Source organism: Undibacterium pigrum (genome assembly GCF_003201815.1).
Taxonomy (GTDB): domain Bacteria; phylum Pseudomonadota; class Gammaproteobacteria; order Burkholderiales; family Burkholderiaceae_D; genus Undibacterium; species Undibacterium pigrum.
In genome coordinates this window covers 1-16,191 of the sequence record NZ_QJKB01000001.1, presented here as the reverse complement: position 1 = coordinate 16,191, position 16,191 = coordinate 1, and the positions used below count along the sequence as shown (strand labels likewise).

The window sequence follows — 16,191 nt, the reverse complement described above, 5'->3', positions numbered from 1 at the left end:
TCAGATTTTCAAGTAAGCACAACAAAAAAACGACGCTTGACAAGCATCAAATTCAGGCGGCTGCTTTTTCTGGAAATCCCACTGTCCAAGCAATTTTCTGCAATTATTGTTATTTTATAAAAATACTGAGCACATATGATGTGCTCATACAACCAGAGGTAAATCCAGATAAAAACTGGTCCCTGCTCCCAAGCTGCTTTTTACACTGAGTTGTCCGTGCAGAATGGAAGTCGTAATGTTGTAGCAAATATTCAAACCCAAACCACTGCCCCCCTGGCCCAGTTTGGTGGTAAAGAAAGGATCGAAGATACGCTTTTGATTTTCTTCAGGTATGCCAGCACCGTCATCGCTAAACGCGATCAATACCCGCTGCCCTTCCACCAGGGTGACATTGATACTCATATGCCCAGCCTGCCTTTTGTCAAAAGCATGGAGAATGGCATTCTCCACCAGGTTACTGATGACTTGCCCCAGAGATCCCGGATAACTATCCATATGGATGTTATAAGGCACGTTCACTTCTATGCTGTGTCCAGTCTGGGTAATGCGTATATTCAGAGTGGCGATAATGTCGTGCAAGACCTGGCGCAAGTCAAAGCTGCGCCTGTGTTCAGAGGTACGGTCAACTGCCACCTGTTTAAAGCTGCTGACCAGGGTTGCGGCACTACTCAATCCACGCATCAGTATTTCTGACGAAGTTTTGACCTCGTCACAAAAATTACTCAGATCAGAGCGGCGCAGGGTTTGTCCCGCCAGCTTGCTGCTCAGGTAACGACTGCCATCCTGCAAAGTACTGGCAACCAGCAGGCAATTGCCTATGGGAGTATTGAGTTCATGGGCGACACCGGCAACCAGAGAACCCAGCGCCGCCAGTTTTTCTTGTGCCAGCAAATGCTCCTGGGTTTTTTGCAAGCGTAAATAGGCGTCAGCATTACCCAGTGCAATCGCACCATAGGCACATAGCGAGCGGAAAATCATCTTCTCCCTGTCACCATACACATGCTGGCGCGAGGATTGTATGGTCATCGCCCCCAGTATTCTGTCACCGATAATCAGCGGCGCAAACAGCATGCTCTGTACCATTTCCGTACCAGGAATAAGGGTCGGCAATAGCTCATCTTCAGATGCGAGTTCGATGGCAATTTCACGACGTTCTCTGACGCAGCGTACCGAGTTGGAAACAGCACTGGCCATGTATACCGTATCTGGTTCTATCGGTATGCCGTTTTCCACGCCGTAGGCTGAAGTCATGCTTTGCTGATCGTCATCCATCAAATAAATGACGAAGGCAGTTACATGCAATAAATCGTGGACATGCCGGTTTAATGCTTCGAATACAGCAGGCGCATCAAGGCTGGCTGTGATCTCCTGGCCTATGGTGCCGAGTTTTTCCAATACCACACTGGTCTGCTGCAAGACCTCGGCACGCTGCGCTTCGGCAGCAGCCAGTTGCCGCAAATGCTCACTCTCAGCCTTCATGCGCTCGGTTTGCTGGCTCAACTGCATGGCATTCAGGCGATTCGCAGCTTCGCGGTTATGGTTTTTCTCGCGTGCTGCCAGGGCAAGTCGGGCAAATTCAAAGGCCTGATGAAAATCTTTTGCTGCTGCATAGGCATCTGCAACTTCTTCATACAATTCTGCTGGGACATTAAAGTTACTGATGGTGCCTGCAATATCCAGCGCCTGTCGCAAATAATGCAAAGGGGCGCTCAGTGCCTGCATCTCTGCCGGGTCTGGCAAGCTGTGTCGCATATACAGTGCAGCAAGTACTCGTAATACTTCTATGTGACGGTAACTGTCCGTGCTTTGACGCGCCAGGGCCAGTGCATCGAGTGCGGCATCCAGGGCGGCCTTTGCCTGCCCTTGCATGGACAAGGCGTTTGCATAACCACGGCGAGAACCTATACGAAAATCCAGATGATTTTTTTTATCGGCCCAGGAGATCAGTTCATGAAAACTTCTCTGTGCCATCGCATAATCCCCCATGTCGAGGGATAAGTCGCCAAAATAACGCAGCGCCAGCAAATGCGAACGTGAGCCAACGACATTGGCCAATATGGGCAAAGCTTTTTCCAGCATCTCTTTGGCTGCTTCCAGCCGCCCCAGGCGTCGCAAGGTTTCGGACATTTGTATGAGGCCGCTGGCGGTGCTGTTGGGCCAGCCTGCTGCCCTGGCCAGATCCAGGCCTTCCTGTATCCACTGCAAGGCAGACTGGTGATCACTCAGACTGTTAAAAGCATCACCTATATTGCTGGCAACGCTGATCATGCGGCGCTTTTGCCCATAGTTTTTTGCAAATTCAAAAACTTGTATGCCGCGCGTGGCAGACTGTCCAAAATCACTGGTCAGCGAGTAGGTGTAAATCAGGAATTCATTGATATAACTGCGCAGGACAGGGTCAGTAGTCTGGTTATGTGGATTACGGATTGCTCCCCAGCGCTCCTGTGCCAGGGGTAAATTGCGTAACACCTGTTGATTGGCCAGCAAGGATTCTGCTGCTATCTCCCGCGTGCCATCTCCAGCCTGGCGCGCAAACTGCATGGCCAGACCAATTTCAGTTTCGACTACCGGTATTTCGCCTTTTTGCAGACCTATGCAGGCCAGTAAATAATGAGCGTCAGCCAGGTTTCTGGCCGCATCCTGAGCTTCACTGTCAGCAGCCAGTTGCAATGCCGATTTTGATAATTGCTCTGATTTATCAAACTCACCGTATAACCATGCTGCCTCTGCCCTGACCAGTAACAGCCTGGCCTGCTTCAACTTCAATTGCTCATTGCCGGGATCTGTAACTGGATAATCAGGAAATAATGTATTCAGCAACTGGTCTGCAGCATCGGCCAGTTCTAGCGCGCGTGAAGTATCACGCTGTCGCAAATGCCAGGCCAGGCACAATTGCATTTCCAACAATTCCATGCCCTGCAAACCAGGCCGTTCGCATTCCCATTGCTTAACTTCGTCATTCGTAACGAACATTTCCATGGGATGAACAGGGTTGAGGTTGGATTATCTTCAGATTTCGGATATTAGAGAAATAGTATCAGATCACTGGGAAATTTGAAGTTTATCCATCAGCTAGGCCCTATTTTTGACCTCTTTTGAACAATATTTACAAACTATGCTGTCGCCAGAATAAAAAAAACCGCGCATCTTATCCAGAGGCACGGGGCAATCAGCATACGACAACACAAAGAAATTAAACTTTAGACATCAACCTCATGCCCCTCATGCCTGCTTTTTTGCGACCAGAGTCAAAATATCATAGGACGCCACCAGTTCATTATCCTGATTAGTCACTTCCACATCCCAGGCTACCACTCCCTGCCCCACACCCTTGGCATCTTTCTTTTGCCTGTCTATCTTGCGCTTGCAGGTCAGGCGGGCACGGATGGTGTCGCCTATGCCCACCGGTTTGATGAAACGCAGGGTGTCGAGGCCGTAGTTGGCCAGTACAGGGCCAGGTGCAGGAGACACGAATAAACCAGCCGCCGCCGACAGCACAAAATAACCGTGCGCAATACGCTTGCCGAAAGGGCTTTCTTTGGCAGCAATCTCATCAAAATGCATATAGAAAAAATCGCCCGACAAACCGCCGAAAGCGACGATATCAGCTTCGCTGACGGTGCGTCTGTGGGTCAGCAAAGACATACCTATCTGCAAGTCTTCAAAATAACGCCGGAAAGGATGAATGTCAGACTCCAGTAAGGCAGCACCACGCACATGCTCTGCCGTCACTGCCGCCAGCATGGTAGGAGAACCCTGCACGGCAGCTCTTTGCAGATAATGTTTGACGGCGCGGCTGCCACCCAGTTCTTCACCACCACCGGCACGGCCAGGGCCGCCATGCTTCAATTGTGGCAAGGGCGAACCATGACCAGTTGATTCTGGTGCTGACTCGGCATTCAAGATCATCAGGCGACCATGTCGTGCCGCAATGTGCGGTATCGCCATGGCGGCGATATGCGGGTCTTTGGTGACCAGGGTAGCTACCAGACTGCCGCAGCCTTTTGCAGCAAGCACCAGAGCTTCCTGCATGTCCTGATAAGGCATCAGGGTCGTTACCGGGCCGAAGGCTTCTATCTCGTGCACTGCTGAATTTTCCATAGGCTGGCGACAGACGATCAGAGTCGGTGAAACAAAAGCGCCCTGCTCCAGCCCTTCACCCTGCATTTGCGCAGGCACTGTGCCGCCACAGATGATTTGATTGCCTGCTGCCAGTTGCTCAATACTGGCGAGTACATCATGCTGCTGGGCGCGGCTGGCCAGCGGCCCCATGCGTACACCATCAAGACGTGGATCACCGACGATGGTTTTTTCCAGCCTGGAGCGTATTTTTTCTGCTACGGCATCCAGTTGCGCAGCGGGCACCATGGCCCTGCGTATGGCCGTGCATTTCTGCCCGGCCTTGGCTGTCATTTCACGCACAACTTCTTTGACATACAAATCCAGTTCCTCATCACCTGCTTCAATATCCGGCCCGAGTATCGCGCAATTCAGTGAATCAGCTTCAGCATTGAAGGGGATAGAACGGCGCACGATATTTGGATGCACCTTCAATTGCGCTGCCGTGGCCGCAGAACCGGTAAAGGTGACGACATCGGTTTCTTCCAGCAAATCGAGCAAGTTACCAGTAGAGCCTATGACCAGTTGCAAACTACCTTCAGGCAGCAAGCCACTGGCATGAATTTGTCTGACCAGCGCCTCGGTCAGATATGAAGTCGCTGTCGCCGGTTTGACTATGCAAGGCATCCCTGCCAAAAAGCTGGGCGCAAATTTTTCCAGCAAGCCCCATACCGGGAAATTGAAGGCATTGATATGCACTGCCACTCCCTGGCGCGGAACAAGAATGTGCGTGCCAGAAAAATGTCCCTGTTTGCCTAGTGGCATAGCAGGACCTTCATGCACCACATTCCCGGACGGGAATTCATTCGTGCCTATGCTGGCATAGGCAAATACGGTACCTGCACCACCTTCTATATCTATCCAGCTGTCGCTACGCGTTGCGCCGGTGTGGGATGAAATGGCGTACAGTTCTTCCTTGTGTTCAGTCAGGTATTTGGCCAGAGTGCGCAAGATGGCTGCACGTTGCTGGAAGTCCAGCGCCAGCAAGTTTTTCAGGCCAGTCTGTCTTGCATAAGTCAACGCTGCGCCAAAGTCCAGGGCTTCGGCATGGCTGGCATAAATCGCACTGCCATCGATGGCGCTATGCAAGACTTGTTGCGCTTCTGTACCAGTCCATACACCAGCTATCCAGCTTTGCAAAATTTTCATGGATTACTCTCTTAAATAATCAGATATTCAGAATCAGGTCTTGGTACCATCAGGTCTTGGTACTATATGTTGGCAAGCCTGCCGCCAGCGCAATGCGCGGGCGATTTTCTTCGACGGCAGTCAGCGCTTCCACTTCCTGCATGCTGGCGAGTGAGCGCCGTGTCAGGGCATGATATTGCGCCGTGCCTTCAGTCTTCCAGGCGATTTCTTCATCGCGCAAAACGCGTGCAATGCGCGCCGGTGCGCCCATGACCAGGCTGCGTGGCGGCACATCCATACCAGCTTTGACAAAGGACATGGCAGCGACGATGGATGACTCACCAACGACGGCCTTGTCCATGACCACAGCATTCATGCCCACCATGGCGTTTTTTCCTATGCGACAGCCATGCAATACTGCGCCATGGCCGATATGCCCGTCCTGCTCCACTACGGTATCGCTATCAGGGAAACCATGGATAACGCATGTATCCTGCACATTCGCGCCTTCTTCCAGAACTATGCGACCAAAATCACCGCGCAGGCTGGCAGACGGGCCTATATAGCAGCCAGGCCCGACGATCACATCGCCTATCAGCGTGGCACTGGGGTGTACATACGCTGTGGGATGCACTACTGGTATCAAGCCATCGATTGCATATATAGTCATGCCGCTTCCTTGGCTTCAGGCACGTTCTATGATGAGGGCGATCCCCTGCCCCACGCCTATACACATGGTGCAAAGAGCATAACGGCCATTGATACGCTCCAGCTGATTCAGTGCCGTAGTTACCAGACGTGCGCCCGATGCACCCAGTGGATGGCCTATCGCTATTGCGCCCCCATTTGGATTGACATGTGTAGCATCATCAGCCAGGCCAAGATCACGCGTGACTGCCAGACCTTGTGCCGCAAATGCTTCATTAAGTTCGATGACATCCATCTGCGCCAGGCTCAATCCTGTCTGCGCCAGCAATTTACGGGTTGCTGGAGATGGTCCAAAACCCATGATGCGTGGTGCCAGACCCGCTGTCGCCATACCGACGATACGGGCACGTGGTGTCAGGCCATGCTGCTTTACTGCAGCATCTGAAGCCAGCAATAAAGCGCAGGCACCATCATTGACGCCAGATGCATTGCCAGCAGTGACTGTGCCGTCTGGTTTGACCACACCTTTCAGGCGGGACAGCATGGCGATATCAGTGTCTGGACGTGGATGTTCATCAGTAGTGAACAGAATGGCGTCGCCCTTTTTTTGCGGGATGCTGACGGGAATAATTTCTCCGGCAAAAAAACCAGCGGCTTGGGCTGCTGCCCAGCGTTGCTGGCTGCGCAAAGCAAAGGCATCCTGGTCAGCACGGTTAATGCCAAATTGTTCGGCGACGTTTTCTGCAGTTTCGGGCATGGAATCTATGCCATATTTTGCCTTCATCAAGGCATTCACAAAACGCCAGCCTATAGTCGTATCTTCTATCTTTGCTGCACGCGAAAAAGCGCTGTCGGCCTTGGCCATGACAAAGGGAGCGCGCGTCATGCTCTCCACACCACCAGCAATAATCAGTGATGCTTCACCCGATTTAATGGCACGCCCGCCTATGCCTATGGCATCCAGGCTGGAACCGCACAGGCGATTGATGGTATTGGCTGGCACATCTACCGGCAAGCCTGCCAGCAGTGCGGCCATGCGGCCAACATTGCGGTTATCTTCACCGGCCTGGTTAGCGCAACCGTAGTACACGTCATCTACCATTTTCCAGTCTACGCCAGCATTACGTTCCATCAATGCCTTGATAGGCAAGGCTGCCAGATCATCTGTACGTATACTGGCCATGGCACCACCGTAACGGGCGAATGGGGTCCTGACAGCGTCGCATATCCATGCTTCCATATTTTTGTCTTCCTTTTATTTTATTTGCTTTGAATGCTCAAGCCTTCTTGCGATTGTCCACAACGCGCCTGGCCTTGCCGACCATGGTGCGTTCTATGCTGTTGGCGGGCAGTATGCTGACATGGCAACTGACGCCGATAAAGGTCTTGATATGATGCTCAAGCTGCTGGTGCAATTGTTTCACATCCTGCTCAGACAAAGTGCCTGATACTTCAGGCCGCAGTTCTGCCACGATAGCTAGCTTGTCCATATGTCCTTCACGCGTCACTACCAGTTGATATTGCGGTGCCAGTTGCGGGTGTTTGAGTATCAGCTCTTCTACCTGCGTAGGGAATAAATTCACGCCACGAATAATCAGCATGTCGTCAGAGCGACCAGTAATCTTGCCCATGCGACGCATTGATCTTGAAGTCGGTGGCAGTAAGCGTGTCAGGTCGCGAGTGCGATAGCGTATGACGGGGAAAGCTTCCTTGCTCAGTGAAGTAAACACCAGCTCGCCCTCTTCACCATCAGGCAAGACTTCGCCAGTTTCAGGATTGATAATCTCTGGATAAAAATGATCTTCCCAGATCACCGGGCCATCTTTGCTCTCTATACATTCACTGGCTACACCCGGGCCCATGACTTCTGACAAGCCATAGATATCAACGGCATCAATACCTGCCCGCGTTTCGATTTCACTGCGCATGGCATCGGTCCAGGGCTCCGCACCGAAGATGCCTATACGCAGCGAAGTGTTGGCAGCATCTATGCCCTGACGCGTCATTTCTTCTATGATATTGAGCATATAAGAAGGCGTGACCATGATGATGGATGGCTGGAAATCCTGTATCAGTTGCACCTGTTTTTCTGTCTGTCCACCAGACATGGGGATGACGGTACAGCCGAGGCGCTCTGCGCCATAATGCGCACCCAGACCACCAGTGAACAGGCCATAGCCGTAAGAGACTTGGACGATATCGCCTGCACGGCCACCGGCAGCTCGGATAGAACGCGCTACCAGGTCTGCCCAGTTATCAATATCTTTTTGCGTGTAACCAACCACCGTTGGCTTGCCGGTAGTGCCACTGGATGCATGTACCCTCACCACTTTTTCACGTGGGACTGCAAACATACCGAAGGGATAATTGTCGCGCAAATCCTTCTTGCCTGTGAAAGGAAACTTCGCCAGGTCAGAAAGTGCTTTCAAATCATCAGGGTGTACGCCCGCGGCATCAAAACTGGCGCGGTAATGCGGGACGTTGTCATACACGTGTTGCAAGGTCCATTTCAGTCGCTGCAATTGCAGGGCCTGAAGTTCGTCCTTGCTTGCTGTTTCTATCGCGTCCAGACCTGCAGTTTTTTTTACGTCTGTTTTTCTGTCTGTGTTGTCTGCCATGTTTTGTCTCCCGCTCACTTATCCTGATTTCGTTTCTATGATTGATGGCTAAACACAAATTCAATCTGGAATTGCGTTTTCTTGCAATACCAGACCCGGTACAACTTCCGCATTCAGCTTATGCGACTTGCCACGGAACAGCGCGATCAATTGGCCATGCTGATTAATCAGACGTGCATCGTAGATGCCGGTGCGGCCAGTCAGTGATTGCTCTGTCGCAGTCGCGGTTATGAGATCACCCTCCCTTCCCGGTGACAAATATTCTATGCTACATCCAGCAGCAACGGTCACCTGGTTACGGCTATTGCAGGCAAAGGCAAATGCGCTGTCAGCCAGGGTAAACAGGTAACCGCCGTGGCAGGTTTTGTGTCCGTTCAGCATGTCATGCCTGATCAACATGCTGAGTGTTGCAGTACCTTCAGCCACATGAGTTATCTGCATATTCAGTCCGCGTGTTGCGGCATCGCTGGCGAACATGGCGGCGGCAGTGAGTTCTGCCATGTGCTGGCTGTTTTTGGCAAATTGCTTACTTACTTGACTGATCTCTGTGCTCATCTATACTTTTCCTTGGGCAGATCAAACTTATAGAACTTACTTGCCAACAAACTTGGGTGCACGCTTCTCTACAAACGCTGCGACACCTTCACGATAGTCTTCGCTTTGCCCCAGTTCACGCATCATATTGGTTTCCAGTATCAATTGCTGTTCCAGAGTATGCTGCGGGCTGGCATAGATTGCCTGCTTGGTGAAAGCAAGGCCCTTGGTGGGAGCAGATGCAAAATGCGTGGCCAAAGCCATGGCTTCGGTCTGCAACTGATCATCATCCACACACTTCCAGATCAGGCCCCATTGCTCTGCCTGTTCCGCACTGATTTTGCCACCCAGCATGGCTGCGCCCATAGCCCTGGCAGTACCAAGGGCACGTGGCAGGAAATAAGTGCCGCCAGTATCGGGTATCAGACCCAGCTTGCAAAATACTTCAACAAAACTGGCAGAACGTGCCGCCAATACGATGTCGCAGGCGAGCGGCAGGTTTGCACCAGCACCGGCTGCTACACCATTCACTGCGCAAATAACCGGGATGGGTAAAGCACGCAAGGCCAGTACCAGCGGCGCATAATATTTTTCTACTGACTCACCCAGATCTGGAGGTGCACCGTCGGCCGCATTGTCTCCCTTCACGCTACGGTCAGATAAATCCTGACCCGCACAAAAGCCGCGCCCGGCACCGGTCAATACCATGACGCGCACCGAAGCATCAGCCCGCAATTTTTCTAGTGCATCCTGGATTTCCAGATGCATGGCAACGTTAAAACTATTTAGTTTTTCAGGGCGGTTCAGGGTCAGGTGGGCAATGCCGTCGCTGATGTGAAACAGAATATGGGAATAGTCCATTCAATTCTCGCTATCAAAATCCAGGGTCAGGGTATCGCTGACCGGGAAGCTCTGGCAGGTCAGCACAAATCCACGTGCAACTTCATAATCTTCAAGGGCGTAATTCCTGTCCATATCGACCTTACCTTCCACGACTTTGGAACGACAGGTAGAACACACACCGCCCTTGCAGGAATAACGCATATCATGTCCCAGCTTCAGGGCGGCATCCAGCACAGACTCCTTGTCTTTTTCCATGTCGAAATGGGTGTGATGACCATCCATGATAATCGTCACGGCACAGGATGATTTACCGGGCAAAGGCTTGGCGCTGGCGACATGCCGGTGCGCCGGTATGCTGGCGGCAAACAACTCTACCTTGATCTGCTCCTTGGGCATACCGCGCTGCTGCAGGGCATTGCTGACTGCGTGCATCATTTCTTCTGGCCCGCAGATGAAGGCAGCATCCATGTCGTCTATGCGTATCCATTGATCAAACAGATTCAGGCATTTTTCAGCGGTGATGCGACCATTAAACAAATCTATATCCTGCTGCTCGCGGCTCATGATATAGATCAGGTTCAGGCGTTGCAAATAACTGTCTTTCAGCGCTGCCAGTTCCTCCTTGAACATGACAGTCGATGATGCGCGATTGCCATACACCAGGGTAAATTTGCTTTGCGGTTCTGTCTGCAACGTAGTCTTAATAATGGACAACAAGGGAGTGATGCCACTACCCGCTGCAAATGCCAGATAATGCTTTTCATGTTCCGCTGCCAGCGGCAGATTGAAATGTCCCATGGCGGGCATGACTTCGATAGTCATTCCTGCACGCAGGCTGTCATGTACCCAGTTGGAAAATGCGCCACCCTGCACGCGCTTGATGGCAACCCGTAATTGCCCATCCTGTACGGCAGAACAAATAGAGTACGAGCGCCGCACATCTTCGCCTGCGATCTTGGCGCGCAAGGTCAGGTGCTGCCCTTCACGATAGGCAAACTGCGGCTGCAGATCGGCAGGCACGGCAAAGCTCAAGACTACGGCATCACGGGTTTCTGGCCGTATCTGGCTGACTGTCAGTGGGTAAAATTTGCTCATGTATTGTTGTCTCCTTTTTATTTTTATTATTCGCTCAATGCGGTTTGAAGTAATCAAAAGGTTCCAGGCAAGCCTTGCATTTATACAGCGCCTTGCAGGCAGTTGATCCAAACTGGCTGACCAGTTGGGTATCGACAGAGCCGCATTGCGGGCAAGCGATGGCTGGCTGTACTTCGCGATAACGTTGTATGGAGGAGATATCCACTACCTGTTGCTGTGGCGGCGCGATTCCATAGCCACTGAGTTTTTGCTTGCCGGCTTCTGTCATCCAGTCGGTACTCCAGGCGGGGGACAATTGGTAAACAATGCTGGGTGGCTTGATACCATGCGCCTGCAAAGCCTTGGATATTTCTTCAGCAATCACATCCATGGCCGGGCAACCAGAATAAGTGGGGGTAATCGTGATGACACACTCGCCCCCCTGCCATTCCACTGCGCGGATAATGCCCAGGTCCGTCACCGAAATAACCGGAATTTCAGGGTCACTGACTTCACCCAGCCATTGCCAGATCTGCCCTGCACTGACAGGTGGATTTTGCATATAGCCCATGGCAGAAGCTACCATTGCGCCCCCGGATAGGCACGCTGCAAGAACTGCATTTCTGCCAGCAGATAACCCATATGTTCAGTATGCACACCTTGCTTGCCGCCCTTTTGCATCCAGCTATTGGCATCAGGCAGGCGCAAAGTGGCGGCATGCATGACATCAGCCAGATGGGCATCCCAGGCGCCTTTCAAATCTGAAGGCAATGGAGCTATGTCTGCCGCATGCATGGCGACATCAATCTCATCATTCATAAACATTTCGCCAGTGAAGCGCCACAATTCTTCGAGAGCTGTTTGCATCATTTTCTGACTCAATTCAGTACCATCACCCAGACGTACCACCAGGTCGCTGCTACGACGCAAATGGTAAGTGACTTCTTTCAGTGATTTTTCTGCGATGGCGGCAATCTGCTGATCGGTAGATTGCTTCAGTGCTTGCAGATAATGGTAATGCCAGGTGTCAAACAGGAATTGCCGCATCAGGGTATCGGCATAAGTGCCGTTTGGCTGTTCGAGCAATAAGAAATTATGAAAATGGTGTGCATCCCGCAAGAATGCCAGATCATCTTCTGTACGTCCCTTGCCTTCCAGCTCTGCGGCATAGGCATACCAGAGCCTGGCCTGGCCTATCAGATCCAGCGCCACATTGGTCAATGCCATGTCTTCTTCCAGCGCAGGGCCTTTGCCACACCATTGCGACAGACGCTGGCTGAGTATCATGGCATGGTCTGCCAGACGCAAAACATGATTGAACTTATTCTCTGACATCTCAGTTCTCCAGAAATTAGTTGGCTATGATGTGTAGATTTGTTCAATCACAGATTCTTAACTTCATCCGGCATGGGGAAGAAGGTCGGATGACGGTATACCTTGCTATTTGATGGCTCAAACAAGGCTTCTTTGTCGCCTGGGCTGCTGGCAAAAATATCGCCTGCCCTTGCCACCCAGATGCTGACACCTTCATTTCGTCGTGTGTAGACATCACGCGCATGGTTGATCGCCATTTCTGCATCAGGTGCATGCAGGCTGCCTACATGTTTATGCGCCAGGCCGTGCTGGCTACGGATGAATACTTCCCACAAGGGCCATTCTTTGCTCATGCTATGTCTCCTGCTCTCTTATATACTTTTAAGCGCTTTTTTTATTTTCTTGCTGCTTGTCTGCATGGGCCTGCAAGGCATCACGGAACCACGCGCCATCGTCATAAGCCTTGACGCGGGTACGCAGGCGTTCGCGGTTACAGGGTCCATTGCCTTTCAAGACCTGGTAAAACTCATCCCAGTTGATTTCACCAAAGTCATAATGCCCGCGCTCTCCATTCCATTTGATAGCAGGGTCAGGCAGTTCGAGTCCCAGGTATTCAATCTGTGGCACGGTCTGGTCCACCATGCGCTGACGCAATTCATCATTGGAAAAAAGCTTGATACGCCATTGCGCAGATTGAGCGCTGTTCACCGATGCCGCATCAGAGGGTCCAAACATCATCAGCGCTGGCCACCAGTAACGATTCAATGCATCTTGCGCCATGGCTTTTTGTTCTGCTGTGCCACGGCACAAGGTCATCATGATGTCGTAACCCTGACGCGCATGGAAGGACTCTTCCTTGCATACACGTATCATGGCGCGTGAATACGGGCCGTAAGAACAGCGGCACAAGGGAATCTGATTGATGATGGCTGAGCCATCAACCAGCCAGCCTATCGCCCCCATATCAGCCCAACTCAGGGTCGGGTAATTGAAGATGCTAGAATACTTGGCTTTACCTGAATGCAGGTCGGCCAGCAACTCATCACGTGATACTCCCAGAGTTTCAGCAGCACTGTAAAGGTAAAGACCATGCCCAGCCTCATCCTGGATTTTGGCCAGCAAGATGGCTTTGCGTTTTAAGGTGGGAGCGCGGGTAACCCAGTTGCCTTCTGGCAGTTGACCAACGATTTCGGAATGCGCATGCTGAGAGATTTGCCGTATCAGGGTTTTTCTGTAGGCATCTGGCATCCAGTCTTTGGCTTCAATACGGATACCGGCATCGATGCGCTCCTGGAAAGCACGCTCGGCATCACTCAACTCTTCTGCAGTTTTGAGCTTGCTCAAGCCGGTCTCGACTAATTGTGCATACATGAAACACTCCTTGGCACCCTGAGGATGCGAACATGGAAGATTGATCTGCGTCAAACAATTATATGATACAGTTTTTATTGATGTTGAAGTTTTTTTGTATCATTTTAATTTTTTGATAGATTTACGCCTTATCAGCTACACCATAGGTAAAATCTGGACAACAACCAATACTTACCTACCATCACTTACACAGCCGCATGCAGACCAGCACTGCCATCCAAACCTGGATAGACCAGCAACTTACCAATAATCCGCCCAGGGCAAAATCCCTGGTAATGACGGTCTTTGGAGATGCCATTGCCCCGCATGGCGGTACGATATGGCTTGGTAGTTTAATCTCATTAATGAGTCATTTTGGCATTAATGACAGATTAGTACGCACCAGCGTGTTCAGACTAGCCGAAGAAGGCTGGCTGGAAGCCAAACGGGATGGCCGGCGCAGCACTTACCAGTTGGCAACCGCAAGCTATGCCAGGTTCCAGCATGCGTACAAACGCGTGTATGTGCCACAAACTGGCAAATGGGATCACTACTGGACGCTGGTCATCATGAGTGGCGACGATACATCAACCGGCAATAAAGCCAGCCTGAAAAAAGAATTGCTGTGGGAAGGTTTTCGCATGATTAATGCCGGGGTGTTTGCCCATCCCCAGGCAGATACTGCAGCCTTGCAAAATGTGCTCGGACGTAACGGCTTCGCCGGATTATGTACAGTATGCCGCAGCAGTGATTTGAACTTGCCCAATGCCCGCCCGCTACCATCACTGATTGCCAGCCACTGGCAACTCGATGAAGTGAATATCGCCTACAAGAATTTTATTGAAGCATTCTCGCCACTGAAAAAACTGGTACAAGGACAGCATCTGCCTGAGCACGCGGCCTTTGTCATCCGCAGTCTGTTGATACATAGCTTCCGCCGTACCCAGTTGCACGATCCCAATTTGCCGAGCAGTTTGCGTCCCGAAGGTTGGCTAGGTGATGAGGCGTACCGGTTATGCCGCGATTTATACAGGGCTTGTTTCCGTCCAGCAGAATATTTATTGAGCCAGGCACTGGATCCTGAACATAGACAGGATGGCGGTTTGAGTCTGCAGGAAAGGTTTGGCGGGCTTTTTTAAAGCCATGAATTTGCTTTATGTCCTTTTGCCTTATGTCATATTGAAAGCGATGCGTTTGTTGAAGCAACTGCTTATAGTAACGCCTCAGGGCAGTTGCTCGGCGAGCGCAACAATGATGCCCTCCGGTCCACGGATATAAGCAAGCTTATACGTATTCTCATACTGCATTTCGCCAATCAGCTCTGCCCCATGTTCAAGCATGCGGGCCACAATATCGTGAATACCATCGACGGCAAACATGATGCGACGCAAGCCCAGCGTATTCACCGGCGCATCCACAGGCCCGAACCTGATCGCTTCCGGTGTATGGAATTTATCCAGCTCAATTCCCTGCCCATCGGGAGTCCGCATCATTGCAAGGGTAGCGCGCACATCCTTGAGACCGATCAAGCTACCTATTTGCGGACCTTCAACGGTTGTTTCTCCTTCAAGCGTAAGGCCAAGCGCAATGAAGAAGGCTTTGACGGCTTCCAGATCATCAACAACGATGAGGATGTTGTCCATACGTTTAATTGCCATAGGCTTGCGTCCTCATTTAATTGTTGATGCACATGTTCACTACACTTGATATATGACGAGTTTCAATCCGGGAGATTCATCGTCATACAGAAGTTATCATGAAAATTGTATGGGGTCTTTCCAGACCTGTCGTTTGCGAATGTTATCTGAATCAAATTGCTCAATAATCATATTGATTTGCATTGAGGGTAAATCGATACAGGAGGGTCGTGCCGAAGAGAAAATGATACTCAAGTAGCAGTTACTCAAAAGAATGCCTCCAATATGCATGAATTAAGTGATGAGATAGATGCAAATATTCGAGCGAACATCTCTATTTATCCACGAAAGCCGCTGGGCTCCTGCCTGCGCAGGAGCGACGATTTCGAGGCCAATTATCCAACGATGAATATTAGTGTGCAAAGAATTTTGCCAAAGCTTTTTGGGAGAACAAAGATATGAGCATGCGGACGGAAAGATTTGAACGACAGCTTCAACAATGGTAGCGATTCTGGCAGCGAGCCGCACAGGTTGCAAGAGAGTTGCCCTCAAATTCGTCGCTCCAGCGAAGGCTGGAGCCCAGTGTCGTTGGTTGACGGGCCGTGCGGAGAGGAAGAGAACGTTTCAGCAATGGGAAAATAGAGAACCTGAGCCCCCGAGTAAAAGCAGAGATTTCTCTTTGTTTTTTGCTATTCTCGCCTTTCTCAGTGCCCCTCTGTGTCTCTGTGCCTCAGTGTTGAGAGGTCTTGACCTTGTTTTTGATCTTGTTTTTGTTTGTTATTTCTGTTCGCGCAAAAGCAAAACCCCCACTCAATTACTTGAATGGGGGTCTGCGGAATAAAAGCCTGACGATAACCTACTTTCACACTGGTTGCAGCACTATCATTGGCGCGTAATCGTTTCACGGTCCTGTTCGGGATGGGAAG

At 51.1% G+C, this 16,191-nt stretch carries 15 protein-coding genes; 1 reads left to right on the top strand and 14 read right to left on the bottom strand.

Translation table 11 applies throughout. From position 1 onward, the window contains the following. Positions 1-144: 144 nt before the first annotated feature. From DFR42_RS00075 to paaA, 12 genes are all read right to left on the bottom strand, one after another. A complete protein-coding gene (locus DFR42_RS00075; protein WP_110252939.1) occupies positions 145-2,979 on the bottom strand; it encodes an ATP-binding protein in 2,835 nt (944 codons plus the stop codon). A gap of 243 nt (positions 2,980-3,222) precedes the next feature. After that, the gene (gene paaZ, locus DFR42_RS00070) at positions 3,223-5,268 is read right to left on the bottom strand and encodes a phenylacetic acid degradation bifunctional protein PaaZ (RefSeq protein WP_110252938.1); all 2,046 of its coding nucleotides are present in this window, start codon (positions 5,266-5,268) and stop codon (positions 3,223-3,225) included. Positions 5,269-5,317: 49 nt separating this feature from the next. Then, positions 5,318-5,917 carry a phenylacetic acid degradation protein PaaY gene (locus tag DFR42_RS00065; RefSeq protein ID WP_110252937.1) on the bottom strand — a complete coding sequence of 200 codons (600 nt, stop codon included), beginning with the start codon at positions 5,915-5,917 and terminating at the stop codon, positions 5,318-5,320. A gap of 15 nt (positions 5,918-5,932) precedes the next feature. After that, on the bottom strand, positions 5,933-7,135 hold the full coding sequence (pcaF, locus tag DFR42_RS00060; protein ID WP_110252936.1) for a 3-oxoadipyl-CoA thiolase: 1,203 nt from the start codon (positions 7,133-7,135) through the stop codon (positions 5,933-5,935). 37 nt (positions 7,136-7,172) lie between these two features. Then, positions 7,173-8,513, bottom strand: coding sequence for a phenylacetate--CoA ligase PaaK (gene paaK / locus DFR42_RS00055; RefSeq protein WP_110252935.1), 1,341 nt, complete (start codon positions 8,511-8,513; stop codon positions 7,173-7,175). 60 nt (positions 8,514-8,573) lie between these two features. Next, on the bottom strand, positions 8,574-9,068 hold the full coding sequence (paaI, locus tag DFR42_RS00050; protein ID WP_110252934.1) for a hydroxyphenylacetyl-CoA thioesterase PaaI: 495 nt from the start codon (positions 9,066-9,068) through the stop codon (positions 8,574-8,576). 36 nt (positions 9,069-9,104) lie between these two features. Next, positions 9,105-9,908, bottom strand: coding sequence for a 2-(1,2-epoxy-1,2-dihydrophenyl)acetyl-CoA isomerase PaaG (gene paaG / locus DFR42_RS00045; protein WP_110252933.1), 804 nt, complete (start codon positions 9,906-9,908; stop codon positions 9,105-9,107). Continuing rightward, positions 9,909-10,985 (bottom strand): 1,2-phenylacetyl-CoA epoxidase subunit PaaE, encoded by a 1,077-nt coding sequence (gene paaE, locus DFR42_RS00040; protein WP_110252932.1) that lies wholly within the window; start codon positions 10,983-10,985, stop codon positions 9,909-9,911. A gap of 34 nt (positions 10,986-11,019) precedes the next feature. Next, on the bottom strand, positions 11,020-11,550 hold the full coding sequence (paaD, locus tag DFR42_RS00035; RefSeq protein ID WP_245936770.1) for a 1,2-phenylacetyl-CoA epoxidase subunit PaaD: 531 nt from the start codon (positions 11,548-11,550) through the stop codon (positions 11,020-11,022). Continuing rightward, positions 11,544-12,299: a 1,2-phenylacetyl-CoA epoxidase subunit PaaC gene (gene paaC / locus DFR42_RS00030; RefSeq protein ID WP_110252931.1), complete on the bottom strand. Its 756-nt coding sequence runs from the start codon at positions 12,297-12,299 to the stop codon at positions 11,544-11,546. Before paaC ends, paaD begins: the two co-directional genes overlap by 7 nt. Before the next feature lie 47 nt (positions 12,300-12,346). Beyond that, positions 12,347-12,631, bottom strand: coding sequence for a 1,2-phenylacetyl-CoA epoxidase subunit PaaB (paaB, locus tag DFR42_RS00025; RefSeq protein ID WP_110252930.1), 285 nt, complete (start codon positions 12,629-12,631; stop codon positions 12,347-12,349). 28 nt (positions 12,632-12,659) lie between these two features. Continuing rightward, positions 12,660-13,649, bottom strand: a complete 990-nt coding sequence (paaA, locus tag DFR42_RS00020) for a 1,2-phenylacetyl-CoA epoxidase subunit PaaA (RefSeq protein ID WP_110252929.1) — start codon at positions 13,647-13,649, stop codon at positions 12,660-12,662. A 197-nt stretch (positions 13,650-13,846) separates the two neighbouring features. Between paaA and paaX the strand changes: the two genes are divergently transcribed. After that, positions 13,847-14,767 (top strand): phenylacetic acid degradation operon negative regulatory protein PaaX, encoded by a 921-nt coding sequence (paaX, locus tag DFR42_RS00015; protein WP_110252928.1) that lies wholly within the window; start codon positions 13,847-13,849, stop codon positions 14,765-14,767. 84 nt (positions 14,768-14,851) lie between these two features. Here the strand turns inward: paaX and DFR42_RS00010 are convergent, their stop codons facing one another. After that, positions 14,852-15,286, bottom strand: a complete 435-nt coding sequence (locus tag DFR42_RS00010) for a VOC family protein (RefSeq protein ID WP_110252927.1) — start codon at positions 15,284-15,286, stop codon at positions 14,852-14,854. A gap of 683 nt (positions 15,287-15,969) precedes the next feature. Further along, on the bottom strand, positions 15,970-16,191 hold a 222-nt coding region (locus DFR42_RS29465), incomplete at its 5' end, for a hypothetical protein (protein ID WP_211324096.1).